General features: G+C 37.4%; 17 protein-coding genes and 1 other RNA gene. All 18 read right to left on the bottom strand.

The genetic code is table 11. The features are described from left to right. Positions 1–5: 5 nt before the first annotated feature. Positions 6–1,376, bottom strand: a complete 1,371-nt coding sequence (locus tag NP781_RS06245; RefSeq protein WP_008176446.1) for an ethanolamine ammonia-lyase subunit EutB — start codon at positions 1,374–1,376, stop codon at positions 6–8. 5 nt (positions 1,377–1,381) lie between these two features. After that, positions 1,382–2,803, bottom strand: coding sequence for an ethanolamine ammonia-lyase reactivating factor EutA (locus tag NP781_RS06240; protein ID WP_221680700.1), 1,422 nt, complete (start codon positions 2,801–2,803; stop codon positions 1,382–1,384). Positions 2,804–2,820: 17 nt separating this feature from the next. Continuing rightward, on the bottom strand, positions 2,821–3,321 hold the full coding sequence (locus NP781_RS06235; protein WP_257521767.1) for a EutP/PduV family microcompartment system protein: 501 nt from the start codon (positions 3,319–3,321) through the stop codon (positions 2,821–2,823). Positions 3,322–3,331: 10 nt separating this feature from the next. Beyond that, a complete protein-coding gene (gene eutS / locus NP781_RS06230; RefSeq protein WP_004269314.1) occupies positions 3,332–3,673 on the bottom strand; it encodes an ethanolamine utilization microcompartment protein EutS in 342 nt (113 codons plus the stop codon). Positions 3,674–3,692: 19 nt separating this feature from the next. Continuing rightward, complete coding sequence (gene eutH, locus NP781_RS06225; RefSeq protein ID WP_004269313.1) at positions 3,693–4,943, bottom strand: ethanolamine utilization protein EutH; 1,251 nt, start codon at positions 4,941–4,943, stop codon at positions 3,693–3,695. Between the two features lie 83 nt (positions 4,944–5,026). Then, positions 5,027–5,605, bottom strand: coding sequence for an ANTAR domain-containing response regulator (locus tag NP781_RS06220; RefSeq protein WP_004269312.1), 579 nt, complete (start codon positions 5,603–5,605; stop codon positions 5,027–5,029). After that, complete coding sequence (locus NP781_RS06215; protein WP_026023345.1) at positions 5,598–7,058, bottom strand: sensor histidine kinase; 1,461 nt, start codon at positions 7,056–7,058, stop codon at positions 5,598–5,600. The genes NP781_RS06220 and NP781_RS06215 overlap by 8 nt, the downstream gene beginning before the upstream one ends. A 225-nt stretch (positions 7,059–7,283) precedes the next feature. Continuing rightward, a complete protein-coding gene (locus tag NP781_RS06210) occupies positions 7,284–9,191 on the bottom strand; it encodes an ATP-dependent DNA helicase (protein ID WP_221680697.1) in 1,908 nt (635 codons plus the stop codon). An 85-nt stretch (positions 9,192–9,276) separates the two neighbouring features. Continuing rightward, complete coding sequence (locus NP781_RS06205; RefSeq protein WP_221680696.1) at positions 9,277–10,413, bottom strand: THUMP domain-containing class I SAM-dependent RNA methyltransferase; 1,137 nt, start codon at positions 10,411–10,413, stop codon at positions 9,277–9,279. 3 nt (positions 10,414–10,416) lie between these two features. Continuing rightward, positions 10,417–12,162 carry a GGDEF domain-containing phosphodiesterase gene (locus NP781_RS06200; RefSeq protein WP_221680695.1) on the bottom strand — a complete coding sequence of 582 codons (1,746 nt, stop codon included), beginning with the start codon at positions 12,160–12,162 and terminating at the stop codon, positions 10,417–10,419. 483 nt (positions 12,163–12,645) lie between these two features. Then, positions 12,646–13,026: RNase P RNA component class B (gene rnpB, locus NP781_RS06195), an RNA gene on the bottom strand. Positions 13,027–13,086: 60 nt separating this feature from the next. Beyond that, positions 13,087–13,383, bottom strand: a complete 297-nt coding sequence (gene gpsB / locus NP781_RS06190; RefSeq protein ID WP_004269307.1) for a cell division regulator GpsB — start codon at positions 13,381–13,383, stop codon at positions 13,087–13,089. Positions 13,384–13,504: 121 nt separating this feature from the next. Beyond that, positions 13,505–14,755: a ribonuclease H-like domain-containing protein gene (locus NP781_RS06185; RefSeq protein ID WP_257521766.1), complete on the bottom strand. Its 1,251-nt coding sequence runs from the start codon at positions 14,753–14,755 to the stop codon at positions 13,505–13,507. Positions 14,756–15,101: 346 nt separating this feature from the next. Further along, positions 15,102–15,653, bottom strand: coding sequence for a serine hydrolase (locus NP781_RS06180; protein WP_257521765.1), 552 nt, complete (start codon positions 15,651–15,653; stop codon positions 15,102–15,104). Positions 15,654–15,913: 260 nt separating this feature from the next. After that, positions 15,914–16,294 (bottom strand): hypothetical protein, encoded by a 381-nt coding sequence (locus NP781_RS06175; RefSeq protein ID WP_257521764.1) that lies wholly within the window; start codon positions 16,292–16,294, stop codon positions 15,914–15,916. 618 nt (positions 16,295–16,912) lie between these two features. Beyond that, the gene (locus tag NP781_RS06170) at positions 16,913–18,022 is read right to left on the bottom strand and encodes an acyl-CoA dehydrogenase family protein (protein ID WP_257521763.1); all 1,110 of its coding nucleotides are present in this window, start codon (positions 18,020–18,022) and stop codon (positions 16,913–16,915) included. Further along, positions 18,022–18,501, bottom strand: a complete 480-nt coding sequence (locus NP781_RS06165; protein WP_221680690.1) for an SRPBCC family protein — start codon at positions 18,499–18,501, stop codon at positions 18,022–18,024. Before NP781_RS06165 ends, NP781_RS06170 begins: the two co-directional genes overlap by 1 nt. A 20-nt stretch (positions 18,502–18,521) precedes the next feature. Beyond that, on the bottom strand, positions 18,522–19,769 hold the full coding sequence (locus NP781_RS06160) for an aspartate aminotransferase family protein (protein ID WP_257521762.1): 1,248 nt from the start codon (positions 19,767–19,769) through the stop codon (positions 18,522–18,524). Between the last annotated feature and the right edge of the window lie 266 nt (positions 19,770–20,035).

Below are 20,035 nucleotides of genomic sequence, written 5' to 3'. Positions count from 1 at the left end.
CTCACCTACCTTTCAAAAATGGATAAATCGCCAGCTCTTGCTGACAGTCGACCATTTTCATAAATGCCCATTTTCTCTAACCAGGCTAAATACTCTGGTGCTGGTTTTTTACCAAATGTTTGGAGTAATGTAGCCACATCATGGAAGCTCATCGATTGATAGTTGAGCATCACGTCATCGCCCATTGGCGCAGCAATAATAAAGTTAACGCCAGCAGCTGTCAGCAATACACTTAAATCTTCCACATCATTTTGGTCAGCTTTAATATGGTTGGTATAGCAAATATCTACCCCCATAGGAATACCATGCATCTTGCCCATGAAGTGATCCTCGAGACCTGCTCGAATGACTTGTTTATTGTTGTATAAATACTCTGGGCCAATAAAGCCAACTACGGTGTTCACAATATAAGGATTAAAATGTCTTGCAAATCCATAATTGCGCGATTCCAGAGTTACTTGGTCAATGCCCATATGTGCCTCTGCCGATAGCTCTGACCCTTGACCTGTTTCAAAGTAGAATAAATTTGGACCAGTACCTGTTCCTTGCTTTTTAATGAGCTCCTCTGCTTCTCTTATTAAATCAGCAGAAATACCGAACGAACGGTTAGCAATTTCTGTCCCTGCGATACTTTGGAAAATCATATCTGCTGGGGCGCCTTGTTTAATCGCCTTCATCTGTGTTGTAATATGAGCTAATACACAGTTTTGCGTAGGAATCGACCAATCATTGATGAATTCCTTTGTAGCCGTAAGTACTTTTTTGACACTTTCAACTGAATCATCTACAGGATTAATGCCGATAACAGCATCCCCAATACCATAGGACAGTCCTTCTTTTAGAGAAGCGATAATGCCATCAATATTATCTGTCGGATGATTTGGCTGTAGACGAGATGACAGCGTCCCTTTTTGGCCAATCGTAATATTACACGTTGAAAGTATTTCAACTTTATTGGCTGCATGTACAAGATCTAAATTGGACATTAGTTTTGTAACAGCGGCAATAATCTCGGAATTCATCCCTTTACTTAAACGCTTTAATTCACGATCACCCGTGTCATTTGATAGAATGTATTCACGCAGCTGCTCGATGCTCCAGTTTTTGATTTCTCCATATATTTGCTCATTAATATCGCCCTCAATAATGCGTGAAACCTCATCATTTTCTTGTGGCACTAATGGATTTTCGCGGATATCTTTAACTAAAAGCTCACTTAATACAGCCTTTGCTGCGATTCGTTGTTGAACCGTCTCAGCGGCAATACCTGCTAGCTGATCACCTGATTTTTCTTCATTGGCCTTAGCCATAACATCTTTTAATGATTTAAAATTATATTTTTCTCCACCAAATATCACCGATAAGTTCACATTCATCCTCCTTACTTTGAATGGAAGGCAAGGGTCTTCACCACAACAGGAACAACGCCAGATGGCAGAACCTCTCCAATGTCGATGTAATCGCCCGTTTCCACTTTAATTTGATCGATACAAATAATTGGTACTGTCGCATTTATGGCTTGTATGGTCTGTCCAATAATCTTTGCATAATCTGATTGAATGACTATGATAATTGGTATGTCCTTAGAGCATCTTGTTGCCAAATGTAGCAAAATGGCCTGACACAATGCATGTACATCCTGAAAGCTTAAATATGGCAATTCACTAAAATAGAGTGCAAATGGCGAACGATTGTCCTGTATAGAAAATAAATCATTTGCTCTCTCTACTGCTGTCCTTACCGTCGAGTTAAAGTCTGTTGAAGGATCTAGATGACAATTGAAGACAGGTACATTTTTTAGTGGTAACACTTGTGCATCCACCTGAATGGTTGCCCCACTGATTTCAGTGGTTTGCGTACCAGCACCAGTCACTGTTGCACGTGCTGTTTCCTCTGGTCGTAACCATAAAAATGATTGTAGCTGTTCATGCTGTTGTAGCATTTTCGCTAATTTTTCACCAATATCATCATATTGACGCTGTGTACATTCATTTTCATAAATACAAGAGGCCACTCCACCCGTAAAAACAATAGCATCCACAGGTTTATGCCAGTTTGGTAAATGCCCTAGTAATAACGGATGCTTTTCATCTCTGCATTGTCCATAAAGAATCATGGCAAGTGTTTGCACCATTTCTTCAATACAATGTGTCACTCGAATATCTTCGGCCGCATCACCAACCGCTAACGGATTAGCCCATCGTTCCATCAATCGCATGAGTGGCGGAGAAATTGATTGAATCTTGCCATCCTTAAACTCAATCAATCTACCACCAACATGTAAGGTACATGTACCTATGACCTCTCCAAATTGCATAACAGCAATATTCGCTGTCCCTCCACCAATGTCGATATTGGCGATGACTTTGGATGAATTCTTTGATTGCTGTAAAGTACCTGCCCCTTTGGCAGCAATGATGCCCTCTAAATCAGGACCTGCGGTAGCAACTAAAAAATGACCTGCGCCATCTGCAATGGTATGGACAACCTCACTTGCATTTTCCTTCGTAGCTGATTCACCAGTAATAATGATGGCCCCTGTTGCAATATCAGATGGAGCAATTTGTGCCAATTGATACTGTTGAGAAATAAATTCCTCTATCTTTTTCATATCAATGATGTCTTTATTGATGAAAGGTGTTCTGATAATTGGACTTTGATGCAACACCGTTTTCTCAATAATTTCAATCCTTGGCACATGTGTTACGCCAGCCACATTCTTTAACAGAAAACTACTGACAACCATTTTTGTGGTACTTGTCCCAATATCAATGCCTGCACTAAATATTTTTTCAGTTTTCACCCTACACCTCCCTCTCGCTACTGTGAGCAATACATGAGATACGGACTATCGCTTTCCTTAACAAATTGTCGAATTTCTTCATTTGTCTTGAGTTGAATCAATGGTTCAATTAATTCAATGCCAAGTTTTTGCCATGAAGAGGTTTTCACGATAGGGCCCTGCGTCATAACATTTTTTAATAAGGCGGTAGCCCTTTCTACATCTGCATTAGGGGCATCGATCTTGGTAATAACACCTATTTGTATTTTGGGAATCCCTAAGCTAAATTGCGGAGGGAATACATTCCTTGCTGATGTGGCATCCTGCAAGTAAATTACATGGGTTACTTCCAAAGATGTTGCCATAATATTTCTGTAATACATTGGATTTTCTACATATTCACCTGGTGTATCAACAATCCAGTCATCATAAACGAGTGCTTGTGTTTTGTTGGCACTGCTTTCTTTGCCCAACAATGTATTCATCAATGTTGACTTTCCTGCTTGCACACCGCCTATTATCATTACTCGATTTTTCATATGACACATCCTATGATTTTGTTATTTTTGATGGTGTATAACCTAATACCTCGGATAAAAAACGATTGATTTCTAACATCGCCATTTCTACCTCTGACACACTACCAACAATAACGAGACTACCTGTAAAACGATCTAAAAATCCTAATTTGACATTGGCAGCCTTGGTCGCTAAGTCTCCTGCAATAATTACCGTTTCACTTGGCGTACAAGTCATAATGCCAAGGGCACCTGCTTCTTGGATACCTAGCTTTTGAAACATTTCTGGATCAGGATTGGCAATAAGGTGACTCAATGTTAGCTGTTTACCCGGCACAAACTCCTGAATAAATCGTTTTTTCTCTTCACTCACACGTCATCACCTCACTTTTTCATTGATTATGATTTTGATCTGTTAAATACTCGCCTTCTTTAATAATGCCAGCCTTGCGATCCTCAATTTCTAGCCTTAATGCAGTTGGTACTGAAAGCTTATAGGCTAAAATAATCGCAATAACACCCGCTAAAAACTTTCCAGCGATAACAGGCAGGATAATCGTTGGCTGGAAGTTCGCCGTGAATGATAAGTGATCACCTAATAAGAAGGCCGAACATACACCAAACGCAATGTTAATTACTTTATCCTTTGGTGGCATATGGCGAACTAGTGTGAACATCGCCAAAATATTCGCAATCGTTGCTAATAACCCCGCACTTCCTACAGAGGATAAGCCTAATTTTTTACCACCTGCTTCAAGTGGCTTGGAAGCATATTTTCGAATTAGATACACCATTGGGAAGGCACCCGCTAGCATAATCCCGATATAACCGGCTGTTTCTAATGCTCGGAACTGATCGATTTCATCAGCCATGATTGGATCGAAGCCCCACGCGCCAAAAATCTTTGTAAAAATACCTGTAAAAATCTCAACAATAGAGAACACTAACACCAGTTTAATTCCGGCATCCATTACACGACCGAATACCATGAAGCCAGTAATCATGCCGTTTGGAATAAGCTTTAAGCCTAGTGCGATTAAGATAACGAAAATGAATAAAGGTAGTAAGTTAATTAATATTTGTAAAACAGAAATGGCAAATACATATGTAGGAGCCTCTGTTGTACTAATGACTTCACGTACTTCTGTGTTGAATAGCACAATCATGATAGAAGAAATAAATGCACCAATCGGAATTGTTAAAACGCCAGCCATAATCCCTAGCGCCATGTATTTATGATCACGTTTATCCAACATCGCAAGGCCCATTGGAATCGAGAATACGATAGTAGCACCTGACATAAAACCAACAACAAGAGCCATTACCCATCCCTCATAAGACTCCTTTAACGCATTGGCTAATTGGTAACCACCCATGTCCGATGCTAAAATCGTCGTCGCTGCAATTGCCGGATCTGCACCAATTAACTCAAAAATCGGACTAATAAAATGACTAATAAACCATGTTAAGTAAGGTATAGCTGCCATGATCCCTGCTGCTGGGACAAAAATATGACCAACTGTATGGATCCCATTCATAAATTCTTTCCCAATCCCATACTCAGCATCTCGGATAGCTCCGATTGCCCCTAAAACAGCACAAATCATAATAATATAAACGATAATCGTTCCTATCATTGCCATCTTACTCATCACCCCTTTTTTATTTATAAATTTATATAAAAAAAGGCACTTTAAAGAAGAAATCTCTTTAAAGCGCCTTTGCTTCAACTATTGACTTGTAGGTTGTTAATAATTTGCTGTGCAATATGCACCATTTCCTGTTGTGTTTGCATGCTTTCATTACGAATCTTACGGTAAGCCTCGTCCTCGCTTATATTTTCAGCCTGCATCAGCAAGCCCTTTGCTCGTTCAATGACTTTTCGCTTATCTAATTGTGTTTGCTTATGTAAGATCTCCCCATTGAGACGGTTGAATTTATCAATTTGATGAAAAGCAACCTCTAGCACAGGCAACACATTTTTTTCAGAAAACGGTTTCATTACATATCCTAATATATTATCCTGCTTCATGTATAGCAACAATTCTTTTTCACTATAGGCCGAGATGAAAAGAACGGGTATACCAAGCTGTTGTTCAATAATTTTACTTGCCTTTAAACCGTCAAGTTTAGGCATTTTAATGTCCATTAAGATTAACTGTGGTTTATGTAAAAAGGCTAATTCAATGGCTGTTTCCCCATTGTTCGCTTGAGCTACAACTTCGTAGCCGTTATCTTCTAACATAAACTTCAAATCAATCGCAATCAGTGATTCATCTTCGACAATCATAACTTTCCTAGTCATTTACGATAAATACCTCCTCACTTACAGGGAACTGAATTTGAGTATGTGTACCTTCATTACTAGGGATAATTGAAAATGAGCCAGCTAAATCATATTCTACAAGCCTTGTGATAATCTCCATACCAAAAGATGCCTTCACCTCTTGCATTCCAACGCCGTTGTCAGAAATATGAAGCGAAATTGTAGAATCTTCCTGAATGAATTGAATATCGATGACTCCTTCATCACGTCCGATAAACGCATACTTTAATGCATTTTGCAGTAGCTCACAAATAATGAGTGCTAAAGAGACTGCCTTTTTTGAATGGCAGAACAGCTGCAAATTTTCATGATGAAAGGCTAGTTGAATAGTTGCTGTATTAGACGTACCAATCATTTTATGACCAATTTTTTTAGCTAATGCGATAACATCCACTCTTTCTTCAGCGTTATCTTCATTTTCTAAAATCAGCTCATATACCGATGAAATACTATAGATTCGATTTAATGCCTCTTGAAACGCACTTGCATTTGAAGCAGACAGATCATTTCGCATTTGCAAACGTAATAGACTTGTCACTGTCTGAAGATTGTTTTTCACTCGGTGGTGAATTTCTCTTATCGCAAATGTTTTCATCATTAGCTCATTTTCTTTCAGCTTAAGCTCTGTTAGATCATGAATAATGAGTAGTGTGACTTTCTCGTTATGACTGCGAATAGGAATCTTCTTCACAATAAAGGATTTACGATCAATCGTAATTTCTAGGAAAAAGACATCGTCGCCTTTATCATAGACCTCCTGTAAAAAAGGTAAGATTTTATCCAACGCTATATTGTCAAAATTTTCTAATCCAGATAGCTCCGAAATAAAATGATAGCCTGCTGGATTACTATAAATCACTTTATTTTCGTGATTTGTGAGAATAATCGACTCTACGAGTAAATCAGAAACAACTGGAATTGGTTGAGAATTTGGTTCAACAATATGCTCAATTAATGCAAAGGGCATATTCTGAAAATCATCCTTCGGTGTCGTTTGCATCTTCACCATTTTTTCCTGAATCAACACAGCAATTACTTGCTGCTGCTCATTAAAAATTGGAATGACATTTTGCTCCACCGTTATGCCTTCCTGCGTAATTGCTCTGGAAATAGATGATTTTTCTTTATGTTTAAACGCAGCAAATACAGCTGGTTCAAAACTTTCAAATACGAATTTTCCGATAACTGATTTTTCGTATAAACCAATCTCTTTCTTCGGGAATGCCTCTGCCACAACAATTGCATGCGGTAAATTCTCCAACAGGCAATCTATGAACATGTAACAATCAGTCAACTCAGCATAATACGTTAGCGTAGCCTCTATTTCTATTAACTTGTCAATATCCGTTGCCGATAGATTTGTATATTTTCTACACAATGATTGAATGTTCGACAGGTTTAAGCCCCCTATCAATGAATAGTCAGCAAGCAATTTGACTATTCTTAAAAATCTTTGTCATTATTATAAACCTTTTGTGAAATTATTTTCAATATAAAAAATATATTCTTTCACAAGATTTCGTTGCATTACAAAGAACTATATAGCTTAAAAGAGAAATATTCAACAGTTTTTTAAAGATCCATAATTTAACTACACACATAATGTTATTTCAATATAATAAAAAAGAGCTTACCTTTTGGGTAAACTCGCTTCTTTCTATTTTATTTCTGGTACAACTGCTACTATATTTTCAAAGGCTGCACGCTGTTTTTGTTCATCTTCATTTAATAAAATGTGAATATCACCATGGTCATTCGATGTACGAATTAAGCGCCCCATCCCTTGCTGCAAGCGTAATTGCATGAAAGGTAATTCCACTTCCTCAAATGGGTTTTCTGCAAATGTACGTTTCGCATCAAACAATGGGTCCTGTGGAGGAAACGGTAAATCATAAATAATCACACGCGTTAATGCTTCCTCAGGCAAATCTAACCCTTCCCATAAATGATATGAACATAATGTTTTAACTGTTCCTTGCTGGAAGTCTCGAACAATGGCTGATAGCTCTCGATCTCCCTCAAATGCTACATACATACGTTCCATTATTGGTAATTCTGCCTTGAAGTTTAGCATGGCTTGCTTCGATTTAAATAAAATCAACGTTTGCTCGCCATCACGCAACAACTGCTGAACACGTGCTGTTTTGTCTCGTTGTGTAAGCTCATGTAAATAGATTTTCATAACCTCTTCATAGTCGAATGGGGATGGCACAGAAAATGATTGGTAATCTCGAATTCCTAAACTATAGGCAATATAAGAAAAGTCTTTATTGACCGATAGCGTGGCAGAAGAAAAAACGATTGGAAGCTTTTTAGAGAATAATTTTTCTGCTAAAACTTCTGTGATTAAACGAGGCATAATGACGAGCGTTTCTTCACCATCTGTTTCCTCTAACCAATCTACTGCATCTCCCTGTGCGATGAAAATACGCAACGAAGCCTCATATTGTTCTAAATATTCTTCTGCCATATTTAGCTCATATTCAGGAATCATGTACATTTCTGATTCAAAAACGAATTCTTCCATCAATGTTTCTACATCATCTATTAACTGCTTCCCGTAAGTAAGCAATGTTTTTGATTTGTTTATGCGTTTGCGATCTTCATTAGAAGCGACGATATCATCGCGAAGTTGATCAAAAAATAGCTCATGATCATCCTGTAATTTCTCCATTGCATACAGTGTGCGCTCGCGTACACCATCTACCATCAAGCGCTCCAGTAATTGCACAATAGTCGTCGCCTGTACTTTATAGGTCATCGCTTTTTGCGCAGCATACTCCAATAAATGTCCTTCATCCAGCACCATCATTGATACCTCAGGCAATAATGCTAGCTGACCTTCACGCTCACGAGATTCCTTTGTAGCCAAATGCTCCATTAGAAAATCTTGAGAACAAATAACAAGATCGGTTGATTTTCGATAATGAGAGCGATGCAACGTTTGCCCACAGCGATTCCGAAGATCACAAACCGAACATTGCATAATCGAATTGTAATTAACCTTTTGCCAATCCTCATCACTGACTGTTGGATAATCACTGCGTTCCCCATATGGATGAACAGCAATCATCGAACCTTGTGCATAAACACCATCAGGGATAGAAAAGGAAATATCATCAATCCATTCATCCGACTCCACTTTTTCTGCTTCCTCAAAGCGTTTTAAGCATAAATACTGATCTCTCGATTTTGCTAGGCGAACATCAATATCAAGTCCTAACGTTTTTTGGAGTTTATAAATATCGCCCCCCTCTTTTACAAGTTGGTCGATTAATGTTTCATCTGCACAAGCAATCAAGGCCGGTTTCCCTGTGTAACGTGCATAGGAAATAGCTGGAAGCAAATAAGCGATCGTTTTGCCAGTTCCCACTCCCGCCTCCGCAAAGAGAACATTTTTTTCTTTTAGTGCTTGTTCTATTTGATAAGCCATAAAGATTTGCTCATCACGGCATTCAAAGCCCTTTTCTGGTAATTCATCATAAAGAACATCGCCCATCCAGTCACCTAATGAATCAAAAAATGAACGGTCCTTTGATAATGCAAATGGTAAAGATTTACGCAATTAATGTTCCCCCTCTTACTATCTGTTGCTATTATACGCGACGAAACGGAAGATAAGAAAAAATCTTATCTTCCGTTACTATTCGTTAATCTCTTTTAGACTTTTGACCCCAGAACTGATAATAATTTGTTTCAATAAAACCATTAAATAATTTACGTTTTTTCGTCGCTTGGCGTCCATATAATTCTTCAAAATTCTTCATGGAGGATAGCATATAAACAGACCAAGTTGGATAGTTTTTCATGACCTTCCCAACATCACGGATCACCTGTTCCACTACTTCCACATCACCAATACGCTCTCCGTACGGCGGGTTCCCAATCATGACACCATCCGTTAACTGTGTTGTAAAATCACGTGCTTGCATTTGCTTAAACGTGATTAACTCTCCAAAGCCTGCTTCTATTGCGTTTTCTTGCGCAATGCTGACCATGCGGTGATCAATATCGGAACCAATAATTTCTAACGGCTGATCATAGTTCGCTAAACTATCTGCTTCATCACGAACCGTATCCCAGATTGCCGCTTTCATCCATGGCCATTCCTCAGAAATGAATTCACGGTTATAGCCTGGAGCTATATTTTGTCCAAACATCGCCGCTTCCAATGTAATAGTACCAGAGCCACAGAATGGGTCAACAAACGGACGATTTGGATTCCATTTTGAAATTTGTACAAGTGCAGCTGCTAATGTTTCTTTTAATGGTGCCTCACCTTGTGCCTGACGATAGCCACGCTTATGTAGGCCAGCACCAGATGTATCAATTGTTAGTGTCGCCACATCTTTTAAAATCGAAACCTCAACTTTGTAAGTCGCTCCAGATTCATCCAAAAAGCCAAGTCGCTTATAATGCTGTTTCATTCGCTCAACGATTGCCTTTTTGGTAATGGCTTGACAATCAGGTACACTAAACAATTTCGATTTTACGGACTTTCCTGAAACAGGAAAAGCAGCGTCCACTGGTAAATACTTCTCCCAAGGGAGTGCCTTCACACTTTCAAATAATTGTTCAAACGATTTTGCTGGGAATTGCCCAACGACAATCTTTACACGATCCGCTACACGTAGCCATAAATTGGTACGCGCAATCGCCGTTTCATCGCCTTCAAAATATACTTTGCCATTGTCAACGGTTGTTTCATAGCCAAGTGCTTTTACTTCTTGTGCCACAATAGCTTCTAAGCCCATTGCTGACGTAGCTACTAATTGATAGTTTGCCATAGATTATTTCCTTCCTTGATGCTCAATTTCCCAATACTCCATAAACTCCATCAATTCGTTTAATGGGAGTGGTTTGCTGTAATAATAGCCTTGGATTATATCACAGTTCATTTTACGTAGTATATCCACTTGTTGTGCTTGTTCTACACCTTCAGCAACAACTTTCATTTTTAAGCGATGGGACATTTGAATAATCGCATCTACAACTGCCTGTTTTTCATCGAGTGATCCAATATGCTGGATAAAGCTACGATCAATTTTTAAACAATCTAATGGGAAGCGAACTAAATAACTTAAAGATGAATAGCCAGTCCCAAAGTCATCGATTGAGATTTTAAAGCCTAATTGTTTTAAACGAACCAATTTACTAACTGTCTCATTGGCACTGTTCATCACCGTTCGCTCTGTCACTTCTATTTCAAAATTGTTAGCTGGCATATTATAGCGCTCTAATATTGTTTGGATCGACTCCAAAAAATTCTGCTGTTTAAAGTGAATGCTCGAGATATTAATGGCGACAGGTGTTTTCCAACCATATTGTCGCATTTGAATGACTGCCTCACATGCTTTTTCGATAATGAGCTCACTTAATGGAATGATTAGACCTGTATCCTCCGCATAAGTGATAAACTCAGCAGGTGAAACAAAGCCTAGCCTCTCGCTATTCCAGCGGACTAGTGCTTCTAAACCTTGAATTTGCTCATTTTCCATAGAAATCTTTGGCTGAAAATGTAGCTCAAATTCACGATTTTCTATTGCTCTTCTTAACTCAGAATCTAGCAATAGCACTCGTTGTGCGTCTGTTTGCAGCTCATCAAAATAGAAGGAATAGCCGTTTAATTCATTCTTTTTTGAATAAGTCATCGCTCTATCTGCACAATTGATCAGTTCTTCTGTGTTTTTACTATCAACTGGATAAACGCTAATACCAATACTCGTTGAAATAAAAACTTCCTGATCATTTATCATCATTGGCTGTTCAATACTACTAATAATTTGTTCAGCGAATTGTGCAGCCTCTTTAACATTTTTCACATTCGTTAATGTAATGACGAATTCATCTCCGCCATATCTTGCAATAATATCTTTATTTTTCAGTAATTTTTTTAGTCGATTTGCTACTTCTATTAAAATTGAATCTCCAACAGCATGGCCTAATGTATCATTAATTTGCTTAAATCGATCCAAATCTAAGAAATAGATCGCATGCTGCACTGAATGAGAAATAGCAGAAGTCGATTCCAAGAGATTATCCATTCTTTCGATATAGGCAAAACGATTGGATACATCTGTTAATGAATCCGTGAGCAAACGCTTTTCTAATTCATTTTCTACTATTTTTCTTTCAGACAAATCTGTGAAAATACCACAGTAATTTGTAACCTCACCCTCATCGTTGGTTACACAAACAATTGTTAACCATTCAGGATATACGTCTCCAGTTTTACGACGATTCCATATCTCACCTTGCCAAATGCCTTCTTGTCGTATCTGCTCCCACATCTCTAAATAGAACGGCAATTCATGTACACCAGATTGTAAAACGGCTGGCGTTTTTCCAACCACATCGTCACATGTATAGCCTGTCACAAATTCAAAGGCAGGATTAACCATTACTATTTTTTTGTACTCATCAGTAATCATGATACCTTCAGATACATTTTCGAAGATTTTAAGTATTAAGGTAGTCGGATATTTAGATATCAGTTTCAGTTTATCCGTACTTTCCCAATTGTTTACTCCGTTCATGTTTCCGCTCCATCCTATCTCTCTATACTCCTCTCAGAAGGGCATTTACGTCAGGCCAACCACTATGTAATCTATTACGCTCGGTGTAATTGTCACTGACGCTTCTCTTTCGTGCAATGAATGCGTCCAGATTTTTCGAACTTGCTCGAAAAGCGCCTCAAGTAAATCTATGACAATCGCCGAGGCATTCTCTTGATAAACAGGTAACCATACACCTTCAACTGATAAACCATTTAAAGAGGTGGTTGTTATTCCTGGCGTTTGCTTACATTACAAAATATGTGAGCAGTCAAGATCAATACATCACATTGATGCGATAACCGTTTTCAGATGTTGTGACTTAGAAGCGGTAGCGATACTTCTCAAACGTATAGCGCATACCAAGACTTGATTAACAAGGTTACTTTTTCCTCATGAATTCAAAATAAAAGCTCTCCACCGAATTGGAGAGCGCTTGTTATTTCGTAGATAAGCATCAAAAAATTCCATAAGCCATGTTTTGTTCCTGAGTACTCAAACAGCTTGCGCCTCGTACGATCAGGTGGTAATCATCTATCTACAGAGCAAACTCTGTCCCTCTATCCGTTCAATTCCTTCTAGAGAGTGCCCCTACCATAATTTGGGTTTCTCACTCGTGGGGTTTACCTCGTTCCACCTTGCAAGTTTCCAAGCAAGCTTCGTCACTGTGGCACTTTCAGGAAGTGTCAACCATATCCAGAGGACTTAGGTCTTCCTTCCGCCGTCAGCCTTAATAGCTGCCTTACCTTATTTTTTCAGTAAGCACGAACACTACGGTCATCTCAGAACCGTGCGAGCATGGACTTTCCTCTACGACGTCTAGCGCCGCAGCGATTACCAGAATTTCGTGATGATACGAAAGATTATACTAGAGTTTTATGTTAAATACAATATAATTAACTAAATTTATTCGTACAGCTTGCTACCAAATACATGTTTTTCTAAATTAGAAAGACGTTTTAAAATATCAAAATTCGTTGTACCAGCTGCCGCTGAAGCAACCGGTTGTCTCTTAGGTGTGCTTTCAATTTCTTCTTTTAACTGTCTATTTTCTTCACGTAGTTGGGCCACCACTTTTTCAAACGTTTCATAGTCTTGAATAATTTCATCAAGAAAAGAATCTACTTCTTCTACATTGTAGCCTTTAAAGTTCTTTTTAAATTCCTTTTCAAGGATCATTTTTGACGTTAATTTAATGTCCATTCACATCGCCCTTCCTCACACTACATACACGAATACATTATAGCATACTTCATCACATTATATCGTCTGAAAATACTAATTGTAAGGCTAAACTTGTCGTTTCATGCGCTTACCCAAGAATTTATTTCTTATTTCCTAATCTGTGTAGTCTCTTTTCCCAAGAAATTTCCCATTTTTGTTTTTGTTCTACTCTCCATTGCCCATTATTTTGAATGAGACGTATGCCTTCTTGCGTATAATAAAGGGCCTGCTCATAATCCTTCATTTGGTGCTCATAAAGTATGGCTAGCTGCTCAAGGGCATGTAACTTTGTTCTTGCTTCAACAAAATGAAGGGAGGCCACGAATGAGTCAATAGCTTCACTATAGCGTTTATTTTTCTTGTGCTGCAAAGCTAAATAATATTGAGCATGACCCGCTTCTAGTGCATCAAATTTCGATGTCACCTTTTCTAAAATCCTCACACTTTGTGTGCTTTCTCTTAAATCACCATACCATTTCCCAATGTTGGTGAAAGTTTTTGCCGATTCTTCATGGTCCTGCTCGAACAATAAATACGTAGAATGACTATACAGTGTGATAAGTGATAGTAAATCCCACTCATTATGGTGCAAAACCTTTATAAGAGCATCTGGAATGCCACTTTTCACTGCATCCAAATAAATAATAGGTGCGAGATGGCCTGGAATATCCCCTTTACGCGAAAAACCAAGCTTTTCTTCCTCAACAGATTTTAATTTTAAGCGCTCCATATCATTTTTCCATAAACGCTTCGAACTATGCAACAAATCGATCTGTCGCTGAGAGCGTAATTTTGGTAAGGTTTTTTGATGCAATGTCCATCGTGTTTCAAGCTGTGGCCAATCAAAGCTTTTCCCATTATAGGTAATCACAGTAGCTGACTTTTGCCAAAGCTTGGATTCAAATAAGAAGGCTGCTTCATGTGCAGGATCTGCCATAATATATTGTGTGAGGATAAAGGATTCTTCAGCTACCTCTAAAAATCCAAGCAAAAAAATATGGGTACCAACACCCTTTAAACCTGTTGTTTCCGTGTCAAAAAATAAGACGGACTCTTCCATATCGAGCGCATAAGGATGCTCAAACTCAGCATCTTGCCATTTTTTCAGGGCTTCAAAGAATGATTGCAGTTGATAATGTCCATGCTGATAGCTAAACGGATAGCTTACCTGACGCTTAAATACGATGCCGAAATCATTTTCAACAACCGTTAATCCCGCCTGTTTCCATTGCTCTGTATAGCTTGGCCTAGCAGGTTTTTGGAACGCTGGTTCTTCAACTTTTTGTTTAGCGGACATCGTTTTTTTTCCCAGCATTTTTTTCATTTGTAATATTTTATTTTCGTAAGACATGAATTTCACTCATTTTCTGCTTATTGTATAAGACATCTCTCTTGCAAGAGTATCATGATTGTTACCCCATTCAAAGTCATTATGTCTAGCTTTTCACGACTTAGGAGCAGAAGCTAACTATGCTATCCGCGAAATCAAGATAAAAAACGCAATGGAAAAAATCCCACTGTGTTTCTAACTGTATCACTTTCAATTAAATACATAGGCTTCAATTTGATGTAACCAATCTGACGCGCTTTCCTGCAGGTTATCTTCTGTATAGCATTCTACATTATTGAGGATAATAATGGTAAAATCAGTCTCTACATAACGGCATAACATCGTAGAATAACCAGGCCAACCACCACTATGAAATACCTTTTTTCCTATTTTGGTGATTGATCAATGAACCAACCAAAGCCACATGGTGTTTTTTTGGCCATCCTTTGTTACAGTTGCGGACATAGCCAATTCTAGTGATGAAGCACAAAGCAAATGACCATTTTTTAAGCGCTCTGTCAATCGAAAATAAGTCCATTATCGTTGAATGACCCATTCCATCCCCTTGGATTCCGTCTAAATAGTTCACAAATTCATAACCTGGAAGATCGTCAGGAAAGGTAAATAATGCACGATTCACATCACGGATATAGCCAAAAGCAAAATCCTCAACCTTTTCAGGCTGATATCTCCGATTCATGACCCTTATTCGTTGCATGGCTGACGGTTTAAATATATGGTGTAACATGAACATGGTATAGGACATACCTGATACTTCTTCAATGACCATCGCTAGGCAAACATAGCCTGTATTACTATATTGATATTTTTCACCTGGCTCAAAATTGGCCTGTGGTCTATGTTCGGTTAGTAAACGAAGTACATCTGTATTTGTTGCAATATCTCGATGATCCTTCATTCCCCCTCACTAACAAAAAAACATACTGTGCTCAGGGGAAGTGTACGCTAAGCTAGCAACGGCATCTTGTACAGTCTGGTATTCTAACAACCATTTCCTTGCTTCCAGCTCTGTATCTAGGATTTTCGCAATCTCGAGCAACTTTTCACGCCATGATAAACTACTCCACGCAAGTCGATAAACATGCCCTCGCTTTTGTAATACTGTCAGCTGCTCATCCGTCACATTATCTAAGCAAAATATATAATCATAATGCGGATTTATAAAATGTCCTCTTTAAGGGGACTCTCTACCAGCGACATAAGACTGTTACAAAGACGGATGATTTCTTCTGTTTGTTCAAGATTTATCACTTCTCCTCCATCATTCGTCTCCCATCGCTTTGCACTTTGAGAGAGGGCATTAAAGGTAATAAGGTAAACTGTAGTTAGCTTCTCTAAATCCACCTTTAAGATGCGAGCACTTTCAGCAGAGCAGAGGTAAACACCATTTTTGGGCAGTCTGTATTGGTGATCTCCAAGCATTAAATTAGCAGTCCCCCTTTGTGGTAAACAGTAAGCAATGGCTCTCAAGGCTTTGCTTGATAAAATCTTAATATCAAGAAAATGAAAAAGAAACTGCGTCATATGATCGAATAGCAAATCGACTTCCTCCTCCCCACAAATCTAGAAGGTAACCTTCGTTTACGTAACTAATAATATTTATAAAACATAAAAGGGCTTGAGGAACGAACTTACTTATTCCTTAAGCCCTCTTTATCTAATTTAACATCCTAAGTAAATCTGAAGCAGTATCCACTGTACCATCCGATCTACAAGATAAAGGGATAGCGTATTTATGGTTATTCTTTATCAAAAGCAGATTACAATACAGCATAAATTGTTAAATATTAGTTCCACTTTTCCGTGCGAAAATACAAAAATTTAATTTAATGGAAAAAGAAGAATCCCACAGAAAAACTTAATAATTAAACGTTTCTTTGTGAAAAATGAATCGTAACTTTTTACAATCATCGTGACTTTATTTTAAATATCGTATCTTTTTTATAAACATCAGATCTTTATTTCAAAGCTACTTTTCAGAGTAAACTAATGACATAGAAAACTCCCCCTTAAGATAAATCAGATTTTTATATTTTATCTGTCTACCTTAAGGGGAGCATATCAATATTATATTTTTTCTAATAATTGAAAGCGCTGTTCAATTAGACACCTTCCACGCAGAAATGTTTATTGGGAAAACTCTTAAAAATACTCGATTTAGCTTAAAACACTTTCTGGTGGATATGCAAAAAAATTATCCATTATTTGAAAAGACTCTTGTTTTGCTGGTGGATGAAAATGAAGTAACTGACAGACTAATAATTGATAAGAAATCTCTTTATTCGTTATAAATTGCATTCCACCTAAAAGTCTTGTTGCATCAGAAGCAACACCCTTAATAATATCTTCAATACTTTTACGTACAAAAATTACTTCTGACAACACATTTTCAGTATAATTCATGCTAAACTTGTGTGCCAAACCTTCAATTGCATTCATCGCTGCCTCTATCAATGATACCATGTTCCTCATTTCATAGGGAGGCAAACTGCCTTTTGAAATTACTTTCTCAATTAATGAGGAACAAACACCAATATAAGATGTAGAAACTATTAATTCAAACCATATTAATCCTCTTACAATTGAAGGATGCAATTCTTCTTCATTACCTGCAACAAACATTGACTCTTTTGGTACTTTTACATCTGTTAATACAATTTCTTCAGTCTCACTACCCTTTAATATCCAATGTTTCCAAAAGTCTCTCACTTCGATACCCTGACTATCTTTAGGGATTGTGAAAACACCAAGTCTTCCATCAGGTAACTTTACACTACCTGTTAAAATATCCATTGATTTCGATAAAGTACACGGTTTTTTGGTACCGTTAACAATATAATACTCTCCTATGTCTTCAGCACTTACTGAAGGAGAAAAAGTATTATTTGCGTTTCCTTCCGCAAAACAAGAAGATAATAATAATTTTTCTTCAACTATTAATTTTAATACACTATCTAAGTCCCCATTTGATTGAACAATTTCTACTAAAGATGCAACTGAAAAATGGTGCATCGTATATGCAATTGCTAGCGATGGAGATCTTGTTGCTATTGCTCTTTGAATGGATAGACTTTCAATAATATTGGCTCCAAGACCACCATATTTTTTGGGAATCAACAAAGAAGTGCCATTTATGTTTCTAAACTTGTTTATGAGTATTTCCGTTTCTTCTTCACGTTTTTCAAAAGTGAAAGATTTTAAGTAATCATCAAAACCCGGGAAATATTTTTCTAATACCGCACGTTCTTTTGCTAGAAATTGTGTCATCAAATCTCCTCCTTCAAGGCTAATGTCTGTATATTAATACTCCTAAAATGAATATTATCAAAGAGCCCTTTTAATATTTCTTGTATTGTATGTGCAAGAATATCACCTGCAATTGGATCCAGTATATCTTCTAATAAAGACATGCCCAAATCATATTCTGCTTCAAATGTTATTACTGAATCCTCCTCTTCCTGTGACACAATCCAAGTCCCAATAAATTTATCAATATCACCTTCGAATTTTTCAAAATTAATTCTTAACGCAGCCCTATCAAAAGAATCTTTTTCTTTCCAGCACAGAACTCCATTTTCAAAATCTACTTCCCACTTCGATATACTTGAATTATCATTTATTACTTCTACTGATATATCTCGTATCACATCTATAAAATTTGAATACTCACTAAAATCTGAAATTTTAAGATAGGTTTCTAGTGCTTTTGTCGCTGGTATACAAGATGTAATTATAATTTTCCCCATCATATAACTCCTTCGTATAATTATATTTTTACTCTGGTATTCGCAATTTGGTTCACTACTTCTTTGATAGAATTTTCTATATATACTATTTGTTCATCATCTAAAATAGCAGGTGGCGTAATACGAACTACTTTATTAGAATTTAAGGAATTTGATACTATGATTTTTTTCTTCAAAAGCCCCATCATAAATCTCCCAGATAGCCCACTATCTTTAAATTCGAATCCCCATAGTAATCCTCTTCCTCGTATATCGGTAAGGACGGCTTTATTTTCTTCTAGAACTTCTTCAAAATTTTTTTGAAATCTTTCTCCTATTATTTTTGCTTTTAAAATAAGACCCTCTTCTTGAATCACACTAATTGTTTCTTGTACAGCTACCATCGCCAAAGCATTTCCCGAATATGTAGAGGTATGAAGCAAAGGATTTTTATTCAATTGCTCAAATGTTTTCTTATTTGCCAGAACGGCAGAAACAGGCATAATTCCTCCACTTAATATTTTTCCTGTTAGCAGCATATCAGGGATAACCCCCTCTTGGTTTATCCCCCACCAATCACCTAATCTACCCAGACCCGTTTGTATTTCGTCAATTATTAATAATGCTTCATATTTATCACATAACTCTCTAACACCTAGTAAGTAACCTTGTGGCGGTATGTTTACTCCACCTTCAGCTTGAATAGGTTCCAATATGACAACTGCATTTGCCTGATGATTTTTTAATGTTGCTTCAAGATCTTCCAACGATCCATATGTAACATGAAAAACATTAGGTAAGAGTGGTTTAAAAGGTTCTTGAAACTCCTTTCTACCGGTCGCACTAAGTGCTCCAAGTGTTTTCCCATGAAAGCCTTGTTTTGTGGAGATTATTGTACTTCGATTATTAAGTCTTGCTATTTTCAAACCCGCTTCAACTGCTTCTGTTCCTGAATTTAAAAACAGCACGTAATCCAAACTCTCGGGGGTAATTTCTACTAATGCTTTAGCAGCTTTACCAATTTCCGGATTTATTAATAGCTTATTTGATAGTGCATCCTTATCTATTTGTTGCTTTATTCTTTCAATAATACGATGATGAGAATGACCTAATAAAAAGACACCGTATCCTCCACAATCTAAATATCTCTCTCCAGTCTCGTCATACACATAAGGTCCATTGGACTTAACTTGTAAGGGTACTTGCATTAGTTCAGACAGTTTTGCAAAACCACTATTCACATGATCTCGATACATATTTATTACAACTTCTCTCTCAATTTCACACATAAGATTCTCCCTTAAGAAATGTTATTTTAGTATCATTAGGCAATGAAAGGTTCTAATTAGGCCACTTCAGCGAAACGATAAAAGTCATTCACCGCTTGAACCAGATATAAACTGAATACTTTTCTTATATAATGTATGAAATTTTTAGCTATATTCTCTTAACATTCCATGTAATATGGTCTTTTCAAGTGCCATTTAGTCTTTTTCAAAGCCTCTAAAGCTCCCTCAATATTCATACAGTTATATTCGATTAGTTCAATACCGAC

This window comes from Lysinibacillus sp. FN11 (assembly GCF_024628845.1).
Lineage (GTDB): Bacteria > Bacillota > Bacilli > Bacillales_A > Planococcaceae > Lysinibacillus > Lysinibacillus capsici.
The sequence above is the reverse complement of the archived record's forward strand: the minus strand, read 5'-3'. Positions and strand labels throughout refer to the sequence as shown.

Coding starts and splice junctions, on each gene's coding strand:
- NP781_RS06245 (WP_008176446.1), bottom strand. CDS start 1,376: ATGAATGTGAACTTATCGGTGATATTTGGTGGAGAAAAATATAATTTT.
- NP781_RS06180 (WP_257521765.1), bottom strand. CDS start 15,653: ATGAAGGATCATCGAGATATTGCAACAAATACAGATGTACTTCGTTTA.
- eutH (WP_004269313.1), bottom strand. CDS start 4,943: ATGGCAATGATAGGAACGATTATCGTTTATATTATTATGATTTGTGCT.
- NP781_RS06200 (WP_221680695.1), bottom strand. CDS start 12,162: ATGAACGGAGTAAACAATTGGGAAAGTACGGATAAACTGAAACTGATA.
- NP781_RS06165 (WP_221680690.1), bottom strand. CDS start 18,501: ATGGGGAAAATTATAATTACATCTTGTATACCAGCGACAAAAGCACTA.
- NP781_RS06185 (WP_257521766.1), bottom strand. CDS start 14,755: ATGTCTTACGAAAATAAAATATTACAAATGAAAAAAATGCTGGGAAAA.
- NP781_RS06205 (WP_221680696.1), bottom strand. CDS start 10,413: ATGGCAAACTATCAATTAGTAGCTACGTCAGCAATGGGCTTAGAAGCT.
- NP781_RS06160 (WP_257521762.1), bottom strand. CDS start 19,769: ATGTGTGAAATTGAGAGAGAAGTTGTAATAAATATGTATCGAGATCAT.
- NP781_RS06170 (WP_257521763.1), bottom strand. CDS start 18,022: ATGACACAATTTCTAGCAAAAGAACGTGCGGTATTAGAAAAATATTTC.
- NP781_RS06220 (WP_004269312.1), bottom strand. CDS start 5,605: ATGACTAGGAAAGTTATGATTGTCGAAGATGAATCACTGATTGCGATT.
- NP781_RS06235 (WP_257521767.1), bottom strand. CDS start 3,321: ATGAAAAATCGAGTAATGATAATAGGCGGTGTGCAAGCAGGAAAGTCA.
- gpsB (WP_004269307.1), bottom strand. CDS start 13,383: ATGGACATTAAATTAACGTCAAAAATGATCCTTGAAAAGGAATTTAAA.